This window comes from Acinetobacter sp. V89_7, assembly GCF_029967895.1.
Lineage (GTDB): Bacteria > Pseudomonadota > Gammaproteobacteria > Pseudomonadales > Moraxellaceae > Acinetobacter > Acinetobacter soli.
Genome location: NZ_JASCAJ010000025.1, coordinates 39,289 through 56,059, shown reverse-complemented (window position 1 = coordinate 56,059; position 16,771 = coordinate 39,289). Strand labels below are relative to the sequence as shown.

The window sequence follows — 16,771 nt, the reverse complement described above, 5'->3', positions numbered from 1 at the left end:
TCCTGATTGAACATGAGGACAACACAATGTGGCATCTGACTCACAACTATATGCTTGGTTTGGCGGTGCTCATTGTGGCCTCAATTGTGTTCTACACGCCCTTGGTTTACGCGTTTTTGAAAATTCGTGAACAACAGCGTAATCAAAATAAGTCGTAGGGATATTTGTTCTATTCAGTAATTTTAGAGCAGTTATCGATAAAACTTAATTTTGCTTACACAGAATAAGCGTATAGTAAAGATATCTTCCAAAAGATATCGAAAACGATATTAACAACGAAGAGAGAATTGATATGTCTATCCTGAGTTGGGACGATTTAGAAGATGATTCGCAAAAACCGGCTGCACATGAACACCAGTCTGCGCCCGTCGATACGAAAGAAGCGCCAACTACGCCGTTGGTATCTGCTACAGAGCCATCATCGCCGAGTGTGGCAAATGTACAATCCACTGGAACCGATTCCGTGCGATCAACAGATCCAACCGATCCGGTGGCTCGAGCATCTGAATCCCTAAAGCATCTGGACATCAGTGCCGGTTTGCAAGAGATCGAAACAGGTGCAGCGCGTGTACAGGTTGACGACAAGGCAATGATCAACTGCCGTGCAGACTTAAACCAGCTTGTGCCGTTTAAATACGAATGGGCTTGGCAGAAGTACCTAGACGGATGTGCCAATCACTGGATGCCACAAGAAGTTAACATGAACCATGACATCGCGCTTTGGAAGTCTGAAAATGGCTTGACTGAAGACGAGCGTGTGATTGTTAAACGTAACTTGGGCTTCTTTTCGACTGCCGACTCTTTGGTCGCGAATAATCTGGTTTTGGCGATTTACCGTTTGATTACCAACCCAGAGTGCCGTCAGTACATTTTACGTCAGGCGTTTGAAGAAGCTATTCACACTCATGCTTACCAGTACTGTATCGAATCGTTGGGTATGGATGAAGGCGAAATCTTCAACATGTATCACGAGATTCCAAGTGTCGCGCGTAAAGCGGCATGGGGCCTTAAGTATACACAATCGCTTAGCGACCCTACTTTCCAAACAGGTACACCTGAAACCGATCAGCAGTTACTGCGTAACCTGATTGCGTTTTACTGTGTTCTTGAAGGGATTTTCTTCTACTGTGGCTTTACCCAAATTTTGAGTATGGGCCGCCGTAACAAGATGAACGGTGTATCTGAACAGTTCCAGTACATTTTGCGTGACGAATCGATGCACGTAAACTTCGGTATCGACATGATCAACCAGATCAAGATTGAAAACCCAAGTTTATGGACTGCCGAATTCCAGCAAGAAGTGATTCAGATGATTGTGGAAGGTACTTTGCTTGAAATCGAATATGCTCGTGACACGATGCCACGCGGTGTATTGGGCATGAATGCGGCCATGATGGAAGAGTATTTGAAGTTTATCTGTAACCGTCGTTTGGCACAGCTTGGCTTACCAGAGCAATACCCTGGTGTGAACAACCCGTTCCAGTGGATGTCGGAGATGATGGACTTGCGTAAAGAGAAGAACTTCTTTGAAACGCGTGTGACAGATTACCAAACTGGTGGTGCGTTGAGCTGGTAAAGGCTGAATGCAATATCAAAAGTAAACCGCTCATCGTAGCGGTTTATTTTTACTCTTAAAACGTTAACTCAATCTTCCAATACTTCTTACACCCATTTTCACTCCCTTCACAGCGTCAAATCTTTCACTGTTGTACTGCTGCCATTATTTTTAACCGATTCAATGCCTTTATCACGTGAGGCTTCAGAAGCATAAAACTGACTGCTGCCTATAATTTGATGATTGGCTGCTTTTAAATTGAAATAAGGTTTACCATTTTTTGCTTTTAAGCGATCATAGCGTGCATCATCTGGGCTATTTTTTGTACCGATGCAATACCATTTTCTGCCGATGCCTTAGCCTTATAAAGCTCGCTAGTCAAAATAATTTCACCATTGCCTGCTTTAAGCACAAAACGATATTGACCATCATTTGCCTGACTCAGTTCATACCAACCCGCCATATCTCCTTGCCTCGTATTTTTAATTTTGCTTGTTGATTTATTGTTCAATCAATATAAGACACTTCAAGCAACTTGGGTAGATTGTTTTTTATACATTTTATTGCGAAGATTTGTCGGTTTTATTAAAAGCAGACATCAAATATTACGATTAAAATTTACGAAAAATCACCTCTCCACTAAAGTAAATACAGTCTTCTACGCGCTGGCGCTGAACAGCACTCAATTGCTCAAGATCATGGTAAGCAAAATCGGAATGCTCATGACTCAAGATAATGTCGGCTGCGGCATCTAGATGACAACGAAAAATACTTACATGCGCGTTAATTTCAGCATGCAAATAAACACCCGTGAGTGCTTCAACCTCAATCTCGACACCAAGTTCTTCACGGCATTCGCGCTTTAAACCTTCTAAAATGGTTTCATCAGGGTCGATCCCACCACCCGGTAAGCCCCATGCAAAATCGCCATAAGTGGCTTTGAGCAATAACACTTGACCTGTGCGATTGGTAATCACCGCATGTGCCCCCACGCGGTAAACATCTGAAAATGCCATAGATCCTCACTAAAAAAGGGAGTAAAAAATACTCCCTTTTAACATTATGCTTTTTTTACAAACTCGGATTTGAGCTTGATTTGTCCAATACCTTCAATTTTACAATCGATATTATGTCCATCGGACGAGCCTGCAACCAAACGAATATTTTTGACTTTAGTTCCCACTTTGACCACAGATGATGACCCTTTAATTTTTAGATCTTTCATTACTGTGACGAGATCGCCATCTGCCAGAATATTTCCATGCGCATCTTTAATGGTTTCATTTTCATCGGATGGTGCACTTTCCCCTTCTTTCCACTCATAGGCACATTCTGGGCAAATCAATAAGTCATTCTCTTGATAGGTATATTCTGACTGACACTTGGGACAATGCGGTAAAGACATAAAAAAACTCGAAAAGCTGTATTATGCCGTGAATGCACTGTTTTTAAAAATCTGGATGCCTTGTTAAAACGGAATTTTGATATCGACCAGTTTCCAAGACCATCCCGAGCGGTGCAATATAAACTGGACTTCTTTGTCTTGCTGGGTTTGTAGCGTGACTTCAAAAGCATTCCAAGCTTCGTAATGGCCCGAGTAGCGCATAGCAGGTTGTTCTTCAGCAGTGGTCGCTTTGGGGGCATCCGATTCGGGGTTAGAATGCATATCTTGATTCAAATTTTGCTCAAGGTACGAACGCTCAAAGCGTTCTTTCAGTGCTTTGCCTTGTAACAGCAACATCATACCCTCGGGAGTCAGCGCAACTTCGACCAATCGATCCATTAAGCTTGATGCCACCAAGGCACCTAAAGCATTTGCAGGGCCATTTTGTTGATCTTGCAAATCACCCAAACGAATGTGGATGCGTTCTTTTAAATGTGTCTGAACGCTCGGAAAATCGATATAGCGAGATAGCGTCTGTGCATCATTTTTTTGCACAGCATTCTGGATTTGATAAACCACCCAATACGGCGATGCAACCACATACCCCAGAATAACCAGCACCAGAAGTATAAGAAGATATTTAAGCGTTTTCATTGAGTGTGCCAATATCTCCTTTTACTACATGATACTGGTAAAGTCTTATGACTCAGCATAAAACAGAAGCATAGGTTTGAAATACGAATGAACATCCGACTGCTTAATTATGAAGCTGTTCGTCGTCTTCTTCGTATTCGTACAAGTAGCTCATGCAGCCCCAGCCGTCGTAATCGCCGTTAAATTCCTGCCCGATACGCGTAAACCACTGCTCTAGATCTTCAATATCTTCATATTCTGGAATCATGGTGACATGAATGTTGAGCACCCATAAATCTGAGCCTTCAATATGCTGATCTTCTTGAAAAAAAGACACTTTTTGTTCTTGGTGCAACAAATGTATTGCGCATTTTTCAAGATCGGCCTGCTCTTTAAATACAATCGAAAATTCAAACTCGTGTGGCTCTTTCAGGTCATTGCCATCTTCAACCATCTGCCAGAGCACATTGCCATTGTCGTCGTCTGGAAATAATTCGTAATTTCGGCTCATTCTTTTATCCTTGTTGTGATGGTGCAAAAGTCTGTTTTTAGCTTAGCTTACTTTTATGTCAATTTTAGCGTCGGATACGTTTTATTACTCAATTTTATGTCATGGTATCCAGAGCATATACCAGAATTAAAACGGCACAGTCGAACTCAATTCGAGCGCTAAACCTGTGATCGGATGAATCAAACTAAGACGTGTGGCGTGTAGTGCCATACGACCAAGTGCAAAATTCTGCGGTTGCGGATGGTACAGTTTGTCGCCCAGAATCGGATGACCAATATGCATGAGATGCACACGGAGCTGATGCGAACGCCCAGTGACGGGTTCAAGCCGCATACGGCTTTGCTGAGTAGCAGCACAATATTCCAGACGCGCATATAGGGTTTTGGCAGATTTACCCGTTTCAAAATCAATTTTCTGCTTGGGGCGGTTTGGCCAATCGGTGATGAGTGGTGCTTCGATACAGCCTTGGGTGTCTGGGCATCCTTGCACCAACGCAGTGTATTCTTTTTTGATTCGGCGCAATTGAAAGAGTTTGCTGATGGCCACTTCCGCGTCACGATGCTTGGCAAACATGAGTAAGCCGGAGGTGGCCATATCCAGTCGATGTGTCACCCTCGCCTCTGGATACATCGTCAGCACACGTAAATAGGCACTGTCTTGATGCTCAGGCAGACGGCCCATCACCGACAATAATCCCGCAGGTTTATCCACCACAATCAGGTCATGATCTTCAAAGATAATATCGAGTGGATGTTGGGGCGGATTATAAATAAAGCCTGAGCGCATACAGCTGGTGTGTCTTTTACTGGAAACTGGCTGCGCACCATATCAAGCACATTTTTAACTGTCAATTGGGGTGTAAAACTGCTTTTATTTAGAAACAGATGAGACACAAACAATCTGTAAAAGCTGATTTTTTTGATGAAATAGCGCAGAATAGTTAGCATATTTTTATAGAACTCAGGTTAGAAGTTTTATGAGCGATGTCGCTTTTACTGCATTTTCATTGATTGGTGTCGATGCACAAAAATTTTTGCAAGGCCAAGTGTTATTGCATGTCGAACGCTTAGCCGAAAACACCACCCGCTATACCGGAATTTGCGATTTAAAAGGCCGTATTCATTTCGGTCTATGGATCACCAAGTTGAACCCTGAAGAGTTTATTTTGGTCACCACACACGATCAGGGTGAAGAATTTGCCAAGCACATCAAAAAGTACGGTGCATTTTCTAAAATGAAACTGGACACACTCGGCCCGGTTTTCCCTACCATTCAAGACAGCTCGACCGTATTTTCAAATGCCGAGACAGATGTTGCCGCTTGGCAGCTTGCGGCCATTGAGTCGGGTCAAGCATGGATTTCTCAGGCCACCGAGCATGTGTTTCAACCGCAAGAGTTACGCTTGCATCAACGCCTTGGTGTGGACTACGACAAAGGCTGTTATTTAGGTCAGGAAGTGGTTGCCCGCCTCTGGTTTAAAGCCAAACCTAAGCGCTGGTTACACTTGGTGGCAGGTCAAGGTGATGTACCTGCCGCAGGTCAGCAACTGCATGCAGATGTTGAGGTGGTCAACAGTATCGCCACAGCCACAGGCTTTACCGCTCTGGTGGTGGCCAAGCCAGAAGCATTAGAACAAGCAGCACTTGAGCTACATGAATTACCTGCACATTTAAGTGGTGACGTTGCACGCCCACAAAGTTAAAGCAAAGCATAAAGGGCTCAAATACCGGCGTCGGTGTTTGAGTCTTTGTTTTTTATACCTTAGCGCTGCATTAATCACATTTTGTAACCAAAACTACGCCATTATTTCGGCATTATGCTTAAAGCATTTTTGTTTGGAATTTTTATGAAACTTTGGCTTCATACATTGGTTTTAAGTTTAGCGGGCATGGGTTTGGCACATGCCGATGTAAACACGGTACAACAAAATTTAAAAAAGAATTATCCAGATATTGCGGTCAGCTCGGTCACCCCGACGCCCGTCAAAGGTATTTATGAAGTATTGACGCAGGGTCAAATTGTTTATACCAGTGACGATGCTCAGTACTTTTTAGTCGGTAACTTGGTTGATCCGAAAAATCAGCGCAACCTCACCGCAGAGCGTATGCAGCAAGCCAATAAAATCAACGTGGCAGATTTGCCGTTAAATCAGGCCATCAAACATGTCAAAGGCAATGGCAAACGGGTGCTGTATGTTTTTAGCGATCCTGATTGTCCATACTGCAAACGCCTTGAAAAAGAGCTGAGTCAAATCGACAATGTGACCATTTATACCTTTCTTTATCCATTAAAGAGCTTGCATCCAAATGCCGAAAAGATTGCAGCTCAAATCTGGTGCTCAAAAAATCCGTATCAGGCATGGCAAGATTACCTGATTCGCGATCAAGCACCGACTGCCTCTGCACAGTGCGCAACGCCTATCCAGAAGAATCTGGCCTTGGGTGAAAAGCTCAACATTTCAGGCACACCGACAATGTTTTTGAAAAACGGCGAACGTCTTGCCGGTGCGATGGATGCCGCAAGTTTGAATACCGTGCTAGATCAGGCCAAATAAGCAGGTTGCTCAGTTTTGGGGTTATTTCGATAATGGATAATCGTAATCACCCCATTTGCTGGTCTGGATTCCCATACCATGTAAACCTTCAATCAGTTTCACCGCACAACGCACACCATCGATAATCGGAATGCCAATTTCCTGACTCACACGATCGGCCATTTCGGCCATACCACCACAGCCCAGCACAATGGCGCCAATTCCGTCTTGCATTTTGGCCTGCTGACAGCTTTCGAGCAGTTTGATATAGGCATATTCCTTGTCATTTTCTAGGGCGAGAACCGGCAAATCGATACAGCGAATTTTGGCACAGTGCCCTTCAAAGCCATATTGTTGTAATAAATGCTCGGCAATAATTCGGGTACGTGACAAGGTGGTGACAATCGAAAATTTGGTCGCCACCAAAGTCGCCATATGAAACGCCGCTTCGGCAATACCAATTACAGGAGCTTTTGCCAGCTCACGTGCAGCATGTAATGCAGGATCACCGAAACAGGCAATAATGTGCCCATGCACCCCCTGCTCGCGTCCTTCTCGAATTAAATCGAGTACACCAATGGCCGAAATCGCCTCATCGTAGTGACCCTCAATGGACGGCACGCCTGTTTTTGGATTTTGCGCAATAATCTGGGTAGAAGCTGCGGCCACTTGCTCAGCGGCGAGACCAATAGAGTGCGTCATTTCTTCACATGTATTCGGATTAATCACTTGAATGCGTGTATTTATTGCTTCATTTTTGCGCACGATGCTCTTCCATTTTGCTCGAGATATTGCCCGATTCTCGCATGTAAATTTTAAAAGACACAAGACATCCTCAATAAAATCATCACTTTCATTATTTTTGATGATGACACGGTGGAATTGGCGTGAATCCTGCATGACTGGTCTGAACAGTTCATCCGCATGATGTAGCACTATGACAGACAATTCAAATTACAGTCCAAAATTGACCAATGAAGATTTGGCACCCGCTAAACAAAACTGGTCGTGGTATAACATTTTTTCATTCTGGATGGCCGACGTACACAGTATGGGTGGCTATATTGTTGCAGCCAGCCTGTTTGCACTCGGGCTGGCAAGCTGGCAGGTTTTTCTGGCATTAATTGTGGGTATTGTGATCGTTCAGATCTGCGCCAATTTGGTTGCCAAACCAAGCCAAGTGTCAGGCGTACCGTATGCCGTTATTTCCCGACAAGCCTTTGGGGTCTATGGTGCCAATATCCCGGCATTGATTCGAGGGTTAATTGCCATTTCTTGGTACGGTATTCAAACTTGGTTGGCATCGAATGCGCTCATGCTTATTTTGCTCAAATTTTTTCCAAGTCTGCAACCCCTCACGCTCAATAGCTTTGCTGGCTTAAGTAGCATTGGCTGGATCTGTTTTGGCTTTATGTGGGTATTACAGGCCTTAGTATTTTGGAAAGGCATGAATGCCATTCGGGTATTTATCGACTGGGCAGGCCCGCTGGTATACGTGGTAATGTTTATTTTGGCAGCGTATCTGGTCTACAAAGCAGGCTGGAGCAATATCTCATTTAGTTTAAGCGAAAAAAATCTCACGACTGGTCAGCAAATTACCCAAACATTTGTAGCCATTGCGTTGGTGGTTTCTTATTTCTCTGGGCCACTTCTTAATTTTGGTGATTTCGCCCGTTATGGCCAAAACATGCAACAAGTGAAAAAAGGCAATTTCTGGGGTTTGCCATTTAACTTCATTTTCTTCTCTCTGATCACCGTGGTTACTGTCTCGGCGACTTACAGCGTATTTGGCAAAATGGTGACCGATCCGCTGGAAACCGTTGCCATGATTGACAGCACGGTGGCCGTGGTATTGGGCCTGATTACTGTACTTACAGCCACTATTGGCATTAATATTGTGGCGAACTTTGTGTCTGCCGGATTCGATTTTTCTAATATTTTCCCACAAAAACTGAGCTTTCGTGGCGCAGGGATGATTGCCGCCTTAGGCTCGGTACTCATTACTCCATGGAATTTGTTTAACTCACCAGAGCTGATTCATTACACCTTAGATGTGCTGGCCGCATTTATTGGCCCGCTCTTTGGTATCTTGATTGCAGATTTTTATTTTGTAAAAAAACAGCAGGTAATGGTCGATGAGTTATTCAATGACAAGAGCACGGGACAATACTGGTATAAAAAAGGTGTGAATCCAAAAGCAGTTTGTGCGCTGATTCCTGCTGTCGTGATTGGCTTGGTATTTACACTGGTGCCTGCACTGCAACATCTCGCACCGTTTAACTGGTTTATTGGTGCATTTCTTGGCGCAAGCTTCTACCGTTATTTAAGCCGCGAAGAGGTGAAAGCCATTCAACGGGCCATGATCAAACCTTAATACACGCTGCTTTTCTTCATAAGCTCTCCATTTTTGGGGAGCTTTTTACATGGTCTCTCCAGAACGATACGCCTTGTAGCAAAATCCTGTAAATTGTCTCGATTGAACCATTTACATTCGGCATAAATTACTTAATATGAACTAGATCACAAAACACAAATACTCATCAACGGAATGATATGAGTAAGCATTAGGATTTGGTACATGAAAAAACAGCTTCTTGCCCTTGTTGTGGCACTATCGACTACAGTGAGTTTTGCAGCAACCGCACCGCAAGCCCAAGGCAGTAATCCTGCACAAGGCACGCCATTTGAAAAAGCAGAACAGCTTTATAATCAAAAAAATTATCCAGCGGCTTATCAGGAAATTGACCGTCTGGCCAAAACTGGTAATGCGCAGGCCATTTATAATTTAGGCTTTATGACCGAACTGGGCCAAGGGACCAGCAAAGATCCGAAAAAAGCCTTACGCTATTATGAAGAAGCATCGAACAAGGGCTATTCAGTTGCCACTTATCGACTGGCCCAGATTTATTCGATTGGTGATTTGGGCGTAGCGAAGGACGCTCAGAAATCACGCCAGTATCTAGAAAAAGCATCGAATGCTGGCTTTGATGAAGCAACGGTGGAGCTGGCGGTATTGCTCTTTGCAAAGAATAAACCGGCGTCAGATCAGCTTGCTTTGCAAAAACTCAATCCGCTGATCAAGCAAAATAATTATCGTGCCATGCACCTTAAAGCCATCTACGACATCAGTCAGGGCTTTAAAACCAAAAATGAAGCGACCGTTAAATCGGGCTTGAGTACCATCGAAACACTGGCCAAAAAAGGCTATGTTCCGGCCTTGATGGCAGTGGGCAATATGATGGCCAATGGCAACATTGTGCCGCAAAATCTAGATGAAGCCAAAAAAATCTTTACCGCGCTGGCGCAAGAAAATGTGCCTCAAGCTAAAGAATCTCTGGCAGCGGTAAATAAACTGATTGCCGAAAAAGCCAAAGCGCCAGCGGCAAAAAGTAAAAGCTAACAATGCGTGTCACTTTGCCCGATTGTATCGGGCAAATGTGATTCTACCACCACAAGATAATCAGCATACTCACCCCTATAAAGCCAATAACTGTACTGAGCATAAGCGGGGTGAGCGCGCGTTCATTGAGTCCGTAGGCTTGCCCGAATATGCCAAAGGCGATCGGCATGGGCAAAGCGGCCAAAATGGTTCCGGCATGCAGCATTTCTTCACTGACATTAGGCAAAACACTAAGCAAGCTAAAAATAAGCAGTGGCATGAGTAGCACTTTCATACCGACCAAAAGTGCACTTTGCAGGTTTAAGGCTTTAATTCCCATGCCGACCAGACTGCCACCAATTGCAAATAATGCCAGAGGCGACGCCGTTTTTCCAAGTAACTCCAATGATTGATTCAGAAGTGCCGGAAGTCTCAAATCGAGCAAAATACAGCTCATTCCCAAAATAATTGCAATAATGACTGGGTTTTTGAGTAGGCTTTTTGCCGTTTTGATCATCAATGGAAAAATTGCCTGTTTTTCTTGCATCCCCGCTTCGGCCAAGGCCAATACCAAAGCCAGAATCAACAGATTTTCTAAAATCAGGGTAAGCGAAATATAGATGGCAGCATGCGAACCAATCAGCATGGTCAAAACAGCGGTACCAATAAACCCGGTATTTGACATTGAAGCCCCCATGGCCATCACTGCCGTCGGGGTGAGCGAATAAGTAAAAAAGTAACGATAAAAACAAAAAGCCAAGGCAAAAATTACCAAGGAACCACCGCCATAGGCTAAAAAATAAGACGGATGCCAGATGTCGTTTAAGGTTTTGTTCGATAGCGCAAATAACAAAAATGCAGGTAGGGCGATTTTGATAATAAACGCACTGAGTGCCTTGATTTGCTCAGGCGTAATCAGGCGAATGGAGACGCTGATATAGCCTGCGAGTAATAGCAGAAAAATCGGAACAATGACCTGAACAACCACGACGGGATTCCTTGCGTTAAAAACTAAAAAAAGACGCAATTGAATTGCGTCTTTTCAAAGGATTAATGTTGAAACGGTTTAAAAAGCTGCTTAAGACCATGCGGTTGACAACGCAGGTACTGTGGTGAGATTTCAATCTCGGCACCTAAGGCTGCCGCTGCATGCCATGGCCAGCGTGGATCGTACTGAATGGCACGGGCAAGTGCTATGGCATCGGCTTCGCCATTTTGTAAAATGGCTTCGGCCTGATCTGGCTCGGTAATCAAGCCCACCGCAATCACTGGAATTGCAACTTTTTGCTTAATTTGCGCTGCAAAAGGAACCTGATAATTAGCGCCTACATTAATCTGTTGCATACGGTGTAAACCACCGCTTGAGACATGAATATAAGCTGCGCCTAATTGCTCAAGCGCCTCTGACAAACCGACACTGGATTCGATATCCCAGCTCTCGGTAGACATCCAGTCGGTTGCGGAAATGCGCACACCCACTGGATATCCTTCAGGTACCACCGCCTTGACGGCCTGAAGCACCTCAAGTGTCAGACGGATACGGTTTTCAAATGAACCGCCGTATTCATCATCTCGAAAATTAGACAATGGCGACATAAACTGGTGCAACAGATACCCATGTGCTGCATGCAACTCAATCAAATCAAATCCCGCTTCCACCGCACGACGTGCAGCAGCCACAAAATCGTCTTTGATTTGCTGGATTTGCTCGAGTGAAAGAGCTTGAGGCGGCGCATCGTGCTCACCAAAACCAATACTGCTCGGTGCAACCGTTTGCCAGCCGTGTGGATCGTTTTCAGGGATTTGACCACGCCCTTGCCAAGGCTTGTCTGTCGAGGCTTTACGGCCAGCATGCGCCAACTGAATGGCAAACGGCATCGGCGAAAGTTGTTTGACTTTGCTCAGTAAGGTTTTGATCTGATCACGCTGCTCATCATTCCACAGCCCCAGATCGGCATAACTGATTCGTCCTTCGGGCTGCACGGCCGTGGCTTCGATAATGCATAAACCGGCGCCCGATAGCGCATAGTTTGCCCATTGCTGCTCGTGCCAATAGGTCACTTCACCCTGATCGGTTGCAGAGTACTGACACATCGGTGCAATCACGATTTTGTTGCTCAGACTCAATCTTTCAAACTGAATTGCTTCAAATAACTTCGCCATTTTAGTGCTTACTCTCTCAGATTAGAACTGTTTGACTACGCGGATGCCCGCACTCCAGTTACGTCCGTCGGCAGGTTCAAAGTAGCGCCCATTGCCATCGTTTACAATCACAGAGCCGACATAATCTTTGTCGAGTAAATTATCCACTCGTCCAAATACATTGACCTTCCATGCTTGCATATTCCACACGTAACCTGCATAGGCTGCCATAACGGTGTAGCTTGGTGCTGTATCAGAATTTTTATCATCGACATAAATTTTGTCGTTGTACTGTGCATTGAGCCCTGCATAGAAGCCCGTTTGAGGCTTCCACGTGATTCCTACATAGCCCTGATTTTTTGCAATACCCGGAATTTTATTGCCTGATGTAATGGCAGCGACGCTTCCACGTGCTGGTACATCGGCATCGAAGGTCGCATCGAGATAACCATAACTGGCCGTAGCCACCAGATCACGCCAGAGGGCTTTATTCCACGTCAGCTCAATCCCCTCACGTAAGGTTTTATCGGCATTGCGAAAGGTTGCACGGCCGTTGGTACTGCCTGCCGAGACAATATCATCCTTGGTTTTGGTTTGAAATGCAGCCAAAGTAAAATCACCCAGTCTATTTTGCGATTTTAGCCCTGCTTCATAGGTATCGCTGGTCGATGCATTTAAATCAAAGTTAAATCCACCCAAGCCATCCGGGCGATACGCCATCTCGGTAAAGGTAGGTGTTTCAAAGCCTTTGGCATAACTGATATAAGCCAGTAGTTCAGGCTGAATTTGCCAGCTTAAGGCTGCAGATGGCAATACTTTCGAATATTCCGTTTTACCACTGTCATCGCCGTTGACACCTACAATATATTGATCATCTGATTTGTAGTGAACGTTGCTATAACGCAGCCCTGTATCGAGGCGCCAAGTCGGTAAAAACTGCCATGAGGCTTGTAAATATGGGTCGATATTCCAGAGCGTATTGTCTTCATCACGGCGTAACTTTCCTTTTACGCCGTAGCTTGGTTGATTATTGACCGTGATATAGTTTTCATAACCTTTACGGTCTTCATCCATAAAATCCAGCGCCACACCCGCACTCAGCGTGGTGTGAGGAAGCAATTCTTTTCCGGTCCAGCGAAGGTCTGCACCGTAATAATTTCGGTCAAAATCAATTACACCACCAGCATGTCGCGGGTTGTTTTGCGCAGACTGAGGAATCGACTGGTATTGTGTGACTTGACGATTCCCCAGATATCCCATCATATACAATTCATTTTGATCGTTGAGGGGTTTGGTCCACGTGAGGCCGGTTTGGGTTTGCTCAATCTCTTTACGCACGTCATAAAGATTATTGGCATCATTAACCTGTTTTGGATTGGCTTTCCACTGCTCACGTGTCAGACCTTGCGGATCATCGGCATTGATTTTGACATAATTGGTAATCCAGTTAATTTTTGAACCATCATCTAGATTCCAAGTCAGTTTGGCGTTGTTCAATACTTTTCGGGCTGCGCTGTGGTCACGATAACCGTCTGTGTCGAAGTAAGATGAACTGATTACATAACTCGGTTCGTTCGGCGCTTTGGCACCGCCTTGCAAAATAATGCCACTACGGCCTTTATCGTGACTGCCGCCAGAATATCCCAGCTCAATCGAATCTTTGCCCTGACCTTCTTTAGTGGTGGTTAAAATGGTGCCACCTGAAGAATTTCCATATAAAGATGAAAATGGTCCAGTGAGTACTTCAACGTGATCCAAACTGCTTAAATCGATATTGGAAGTTTGCCCCTGACCATCTGGCATAGTGGCCGGAATACCATCAACATATAAACGAATGCCGCGCACACCAAAAGTTGAGCGTGCACCAAAGCCTCGCATTGAGAGCTGCAAATCTTGTGCATAATTTTCACGATTATTAATTTGCAGGCTTGGAATCCCTTTCACCACTTCGGTGAGATTCACTTGTGCAGATTGCTGCTGCGCTGGTGCATCGACACGAAAAATAGATGCAGGTGTTTGCAAATATGTGGTGCCAGTACGGGTAGCTTCAACCTGAATGACTGGGAGTGTCAGCGGGTTGTCTGCGGTATCTTGTGCCCAAACAGAGCCAGTCGCCCCTAAACCTGTTGCTAAAAATATGCAGTGAGAAAGCGTATTGAATCGTAAAAAACGCATTCATTTATCCTTATCTTGAAATCTTTACCCAAAAAGAAAAGTTTTAAAAGCCCAACGAATGTCTGACTATCATATCGATAAAAAACGATTTTATCGATGTCTGATCAGATCTTTATGTAAATACGCCACATTTTGACGTCTATAAAAAATCAGCCTATCTTTAACAGGCTCATAGCATGCGTCCTGCCCTTTACAAGTGACAGGATCGTCCCCATATTAACATCGGTTTGATAAGTTGAGCTGATAATGCCTGAATTACCTGAAGTCGAAACGACAAAAACCAGTTTACTCCCCCTGCTACATCATCGCGTCCAGTCTGTGACAGTACGTGATTCCAGATTACGCTGGGCAGTTCCAGACGATATTTCACGTTTGGTGGGCCAAGAACTTCGTGCGCTCAAGCGTCGTTCGAAATATATCTTGGCTGAGTTTGAAACCGATCAGATGCTTTGGCACTTAGGGATGTCAGGCAGTTTTCGGCTGTGTACGGCTCAAGATGAACTGCGCAAACACGATCACCTGATTTTAACTTTCGATGATGGCACCGAGTTGCGTTATCACGATCCACGGCGTTTTGGCTGTATTTTGTGGCTCAATGATGACCATCAGAAAAAGCTGATTGATACCCTTGGGCCAGAGCCGCTCAGCGATGCTTTTAACGCAGACTATTTATATGAAAAGCTTCGCACCAAACAAGTCGGCATAAAAATTGCAATCATGGATAATCATGTGGTGGTGGGTGTAGGCAACATCTATGCAACCGAAAGCCTGTTTAATCTGGGTATTCATCCGGCACAGCCAGCCAATACCTTATCGAGTGAGCAAATCGCTGGCTTGGTGGTTGAAATTAAACGTATTTTGAGTCATGCGATTCAATTGGGTGGCTCTACACTACGTGACTACACCAATGCCATGGGTGAAAACGGTTATTTTCAGCAAACGCTGCTGGCCTATGGCCGTGCAGGTGAAATGTGTGTGAACTGTGAGACCACATTAGAAAACATGAAGCTTGGACAACGTGCCAGTGTATTTTGTCCCCAGTGTCAGCCGTTAAAGCTAAACAGTACTGCCCCGAAACGATGCAAGAGAGGTTAATTCATGCAAACAGCAATTGTGCGACATATTTTAGTGAAGGACAAAGATCTTGCAGAGCAACTGAAAAAGAAAATTCAGCAAGGTGCAGACTTTCATCACATTGCCAAGCAATACTCGACCTGTAATTCGGCCAAACGCGGCGGAGAGCTTGGCGAAGTCAAAAAGGGTCAGTTAGTTCCCGTAATAGACAAACTGGTATTTAGCGCCGCCGAACGCATTTTGCATGGCCCAATAAAGAGCCAGTTTGGTTTTCATTTGCTGGAAATCAAATTTAGAACCGATTTTCGTTAAACACTGCAACTCGGCCACGTGGTACATATCCGTCATCGTGGCCTTGTTAACATCTGTCAATGTGCAGATTTACGCGCGTTTTGGTTCATCTGGTAGGTCCATGCCTCTAGTTTTTCTCCAGTTTCCAATTGAATCTCGACTTGAACACGCTCATATTGAAAGCCCTCAAATTCGTCTAACCTATCCCAATGCTGGTCTAGCTCATCACTGCTAAACAAAAAACCTGCTACCTGAGGTGCGCCCGAATCCAGAACAATCGCAGGCAAGCCTTGATCTGGCCCCCAATCCAAAGTATGAATCACGCCGCGAACATAAGCCTTTTGCCAGACTCCATCTATATTGGCCATAATGTGTGCGTTTTCTCGGTTTGGGCACAAGGTGCCATAAGCAAAAAGTCTGTTCACTGCCAAAATATCCTCTGGATTTCAAATGATGTGCACGAATCGTTATTTTCTCAAATTCATAAGAAAAATTCATGCCAAATAAAATTGGTACATAAAAAACGGCACTGTTTGTGCCGTTTTTCAAACAGGATGTTGAATTTAAGCTTCTGGACGCTTTCTTAACTCGTCACGAATTTCGCGCAGTAACGCAATATCTTCTGGTGTCGGTGCTGGTGCAGCAGGCGCAGCCTCTTGTTTACGGCGCATACGGTTGATGAGTTTCACCATTAAAAATACAACCCATGCCAAAATCAGGAAGTTGATCAAAATGGTAATAAAATTACCATAGGTGAGCACGTTCACCCCCGCTTTTTGCAAGGCATCTAAAGATTGCAGATTGTCAGGATTGTTCCCGAGCACAATAAACTTCTGGGTGAAGTCGACGCCTCCTCCGGTAATCAATGTGATTAACGGCATGATCACGTCTTTTACCAAAGAATCGACAATCTTACCAAATGCACCACCAATAATGACCCCGACGGCCAGATCAATCATATTGCCCTTAACAGCAAATTCTTTAAATTCTTGAATAATACTCATGAAAAATCTCCAGACAGCACTTGAGTGCTGCGTTGTTTTTTAATGACATTCTTAAAATGAATGCAGCTTTTATGTCAGTTATGGATTTTA

Annotated in this window: 19 protein-coding genes and 1 pseudogene; 8 read left to right on the top strand and 12 right to left on the bottom strand. The window is 44.5% G+C overall.

Annotated features, from left to right (window positions below; translation table 11 throughout):
- The first annotated feature begins 26 nt into the window (after positions 1 to 26).
- Together QLG00_RS07020 and QLG00_RS07015 are read left to right on the top strand one after the other, a co-directional pair.
- Positions 27 to 158, top strand: coding sequence for a hypothetical protein (locus QLG00_RS07020; RefSeq protein WP_004935008.1), 132 nt, complete (start codon positions 27 to 29; stop codon positions 156 to 158).
- A gap of 134 nt (positions 159 to 292) precedes the next feature.
- Positions 293 to 1,576, top strand: coding sequence for a ribonucleotide-diphosphate reductase subunit beta (locus QLG00_RS07015; RefSeq protein ID WP_282470708.1), 1,284 nt, complete (start codon positions 293 to 295; stop codon positions 1,574 to 1,576).
- Between the two features lie 107 nt (positions 1,577 to 1,683).
- Here QLG00_RS07015 and QLG00_RS07010 read toward each other — a convergent pair.
- From QLG00_RS07010 to QLG00_RS06985, 6 genes and pseudogenes are all read right to left on the bottom strand, one after another.
- Positions 1,684 to 2,018 (bottom strand): annotated as a pseudogene (locus QLG00_RS07010) (YegP family protein).
- A gap of 148 nt (positions 2,019 to 2,166) precedes the next feature.
- Entirely contained in the window at positions 2,167 to 2,571 is a 405-nt protein-coding gene (locus tag QLG00_RS07005) for an NUDIX domain-containing protein (protein ID WP_025096119.1), read from the bottom strand.
- A gap of 44 nt (positions 2,572 to 2,615) precedes the next feature.
- Positions 2,616 to 2,960, bottom strand: a complete 345-nt coding sequence (locus tag QLG00_RS07000) for a zinc ribbon domain-containing protein YjdM (protein ID WP_055415800.1) — start codon at positions 2,958 to 2,960, stop codon at positions 2,616 to 2,618.
- Positions 2,961 to 3,023: 63 nt separating this feature from the next.
- The gene (locus QLG00_RS06995) at positions 3,024 to 3,593 is read right to left on the bottom strand and encodes a DUF2939 domain-containing protein (RefSeq protein ID WP_119025400.1); all 570 of its coding nucleotides are present in this window, start codon (positions 3,591 to 3,593) and stop codon (positions 3,024 to 3,026) included.
- 103 nt (positions 3,594 to 3,696) lie between these two features.
- Positions 3,697 to 4,083: a ribonuclease E inhibitor RraB gene (locus tag QLG00_RS06990; protein ID WP_119025401.1), complete on the bottom strand. Its 387-nt coding sequence runs from the start codon at positions 4,081 to 4,083 to the stop codon at positions 3,697 to 3,699.
- A 126-nt stretch (positions 4,084 to 4,209) separates the two neighbouring features.
- Positions 4,210 to 4,869 carry a pseudouridine synthase gene (locus QLG00_RS06985; RefSeq protein WP_151675867.1) on the bottom strand — a complete coding sequence of 220 codons (660 nt, stop codon included), beginning with the start codon at positions 4,867 to 4,869 and terminating at the stop codon, positions 4,210 to 4,212.
- Between the two features lie 190 nt (positions 4,870 to 5,059).
- Between QLG00_RS06985 and QLG00_RS06980 the strand changes: the two genes are divergently transcribed.
- Positions 5,060 to 5,785, top strand: coding sequence for a folate-binding Fe/S cluster repair protein (locus QLG00_RS06980; RefSeq protein WP_282470707.1), 726 nt, complete (start codon positions 5,060 to 5,062; stop codon positions 5,783 to 5,785).
- A gap of 144 nt (positions 5,786 to 5,929) precedes the next feature.
- A complete protein-coding gene (locus QLG00_RS06975; protein ID WP_104124704.1) occupies positions 5,930 to 6,637 on the top strand; it encodes a DsbC family protein in 708 nt (235 codons plus the stop codon).
- A gap of 21 nt (positions 6,638 to 6,658) precedes the next feature.
- Here the strand turns inward: QLG00_RS06975 and QLG00_RS06970 are convergent, their stop codons facing one another.
- On the bottom strand, positions 6,659 to 7,381 hold the full coding sequence (locus tag QLG00_RS06970; protein ID WP_282470706.1) for an aspartate/glutamate racemase family protein: 723 nt from the start codon (positions 7,379 to 7,381) through the stop codon (positions 6,659 to 6,661).
- 172 nt (positions 7,382 to 7,553) lie between these two features.
- On the opposite strand from QLG00_RS06970, the gene QLG00_RS06965 reads away from it, so the two are divergent.
- Together QLG00_RS06965 and QLG00_RS06960 are read left to right on the top strand one after the other, a co-directional pair.
- Positions 7,554 to 8,990: an NCS1 family nucleobase:cation symporter-1 gene (locus QLG00_RS06965; RefSeq protein WP_004934974.1), complete on the top strand. Its 1,437-nt coding sequence runs from the start codon at positions 7,554 to 7,556 to the stop codon at positions 8,988 to 8,990.
- A gap of 204 nt (positions 8,991 to 9,194) precedes the next feature.
- A complete protein-coding gene (locus QLG00_RS06960) occupies positions 9,195 to 10,016 on the top strand; it encodes a tetratricopeptide repeat protein (RefSeq protein WP_282470705.1) in 822 nt (273 codons plus the stop codon).
- A 43-nt stretch (positions 10,017 to 10,059) separates the two neighbouring features.
- Here QLG00_RS06960 and QLG00_RS06955 read toward each other — a convergent pair whose 3' ends face one another.
- From QLG00_RS06955 to QLG00_RS06945, 3 genes are all read right to left on the bottom strand, one after another.
- Complete coding sequence (locus QLG00_RS06955) at positions 10,060 to 10,983, bottom strand: AEC family transporter (RefSeq protein WP_119025404.1); 924 nt, start codon at positions 10,981 to 10,983, stop codon at positions 10,060 to 10,062.
- A gap of 62 nt (positions 10,984 to 11,045) precedes the next feature.
- On the bottom strand, positions 11,046 to 12,158 hold the full coding sequence (locus tag QLG00_RS06950) for an NADH:flavin oxidoreductase/NADH oxidase (protein ID WP_151869156.1): 1,113 nt from the start codon (positions 12,156 to 12,158) through the stop codon (positions 11,046 to 11,048).
- Positions 12,159 to 12,179: 21 nt separating this feature from the next.
- Positions 12,180 to 14,312: a TonB-dependent receptor gene (locus QLG00_RS06945; RefSeq protein ID WP_282470704.1), complete on the bottom strand. Its 2,133-nt coding sequence runs from the start codon at positions 14,310 to 14,312 to the stop codon at positions 12,180 to 12,182.
- Between the two features lie 246 nt (positions 14,313 to 14,558).
- Here QLG00_RS06945 and mutM point away from each other — a divergent pair, with 246 nt between their 5' ends.
- Positions 14,559 to 15,407: a bifunctional DNA-formamidopyrimidine glycosylase/DNA-(apurinic or apyrimidinic site) lyase gene (gene mutM, locus QLG00_RS06940; protein ID WP_282470703.1), complete on the top strand. Its 849-nt coding sequence runs from the start codon at positions 14,559 to 14,561 to the stop codon at positions 15,405 to 15,407.
- A gap of 3 nt (positions 15,408 to 15,410) precedes the next feature.
- Positions 15,411 to 15,698, top strand: a complete 288-nt coding sequence (locus QLG00_RS06935; protein ID WP_004934954.1) for a peptidylprolyl isomerase — start codon at positions 15,411 to 15,413, stop codon at positions 15,696 to 15,698.
- Between the two features lie 56 nt (positions 15,699 to 15,754).
- Here QLG00_RS06935 and QLG00_RS06930 read toward each other — a convergent pair whose 3' ends face one another.
- On the bottom strand, positions 15,755 to 16,102 hold the full coding sequence (locus QLG00_RS06930; RefSeq protein WP_004945525.1) for a gamma-glutamylcyclotransferase family protein: 348 nt from the start codon (positions 16,100 to 16,102) through the stop codon (positions 15,755 to 15,757).
- A gap of 138 nt (positions 16,103 to 16,240) precedes the next feature.
- A complete protein-coding gene (mscL, locus tag QLG00_RS06925; RefSeq protein ID WP_004934947.1) occupies positions 16,241 to 16,681 on the bottom strand; it encodes a large conductance mechanosensitive channel protein MscL in 441 nt (146 codons plus the stop codon).
- Positions 16,682 to 16,771 lie beyond the last annotated feature (90 nt).

What these genes read in the sequence shown, in the direction of transcription:
- QLG00_RS06990 (WP_119025401.1), bottom strand. Translation starts at nt 4,083, where the DNA reads ATGAGCCGAAATTACGAATTATTTCCAGACGACGACAATGGCAATGTG.
- QLG00_RS06965 (WP_004934974.1), top strand. Translation starts at nt 7,554, where the DNA reads ATGACAGACAATTCAAATTACAGTCCAAAATTGACCAATGAAGATTTG.
- QLG00_RS07005 (WP_025096119.1), bottom strand. Translation starts at nt 2,571, where the DNA reads ATGGCATTTTCAGATGTTTACCGCGTGGGGGCACATGCGGTGATTACC.
- QLG00_RS06945 (WP_282470704.1), bottom strand. Translation starts at nt 14,312, where the DNA reads ATGCGTTTTTTACGATTCAATACGCTTTCTCACTGCATATTTTTAGCA.
- mscL (WP_004934947.1), bottom strand. Translation starts at nt 16,681, where the DNA reads ATGAGTATTATTCAAGAATTTAAAGAATTTGCTGTTAAGGGCAATATG.
- QLG00_RS06980 (WP_282470707.1), top strand. Translation starts at nt 5,060, where the DNA reads ATGAGCGATGTCGCTTTTACTGCATTTTCATTGATTGGTGTCGATGCA.
- QLG00_RS06975 (WP_104124704.1), top strand. Translation starts at nt 5,930, where the DNA reads ATGAAACTTTGGCTTCATACATTGGTTTTAAGTTTAGCGGGCATGGGT.
- QLG00_RS07015 (WP_282470708.1), top strand. Translation starts at nt 293, where the DNA reads ATGTCTATCCTGAGTTGGGACGATTTAGAAGATGATTCGCAAAAACCG.
- QLG00_RS07020 (WP_004935008.1), top strand. Translation starts at nt 27, where the DNA reads ATGTGGCATCTGACTCACAACTATATGCTTGGTTTGGCGGTGCTCATT.
- QLG00_RS06950 (WP_151869156.1), bottom strand. Translation starts at nt 12,158, where the DNA reads ATGGCGAAGTTATTTGAAGCAATTCAGTTTGAAAGATTGAGTCTGAGC.
- QLG00_RS06995 (WP_119025400.1), bottom strand. Translation starts at nt 3,593, where the DNA reads ATGAAAACGCTTAAATATCTTCTTATACTTCTGGTGCTGGTTATTCTG.
- QLG00_RS06935 (WP_004934954.1), top strand. Translation starts at nt 15,411, where the DNA reads ATGCAAACAGCAATTGTGCGACATATTTTAGTGAAGGACAAAGATCTT.
- QLG00_RS06960 (WP_282470705.1), top strand. Translation starts at nt 9,195, where the DNA reads ATGAAAAAACAGCTTCTTGCCCTTGTTGTGGCACTATCGACTACAGTG.
- mutM (WP_282470703.1), top strand. Translation starts at nt 14,559, where the DNA reads ATGCCTGAATTACCTGAAGTCGAAACGACAAAAACCAGTTTACTCCCC.
- QLG00_RS07000 (WP_055415800.1), bottom strand. Translation starts at nt 2,960, where the DNA reads ATGTCTTTACCGCATTGTCCCAAGTGTCAGTCAGAATATACCTATCAA.
- QLG00_RS06985 (WP_151675867.1), bottom strand. Translation starts at nt 4,869, where the DNA reads ATGCGCTCAGGCTTTATTTATAATCCGCCCCAACATCCACTCGATATT.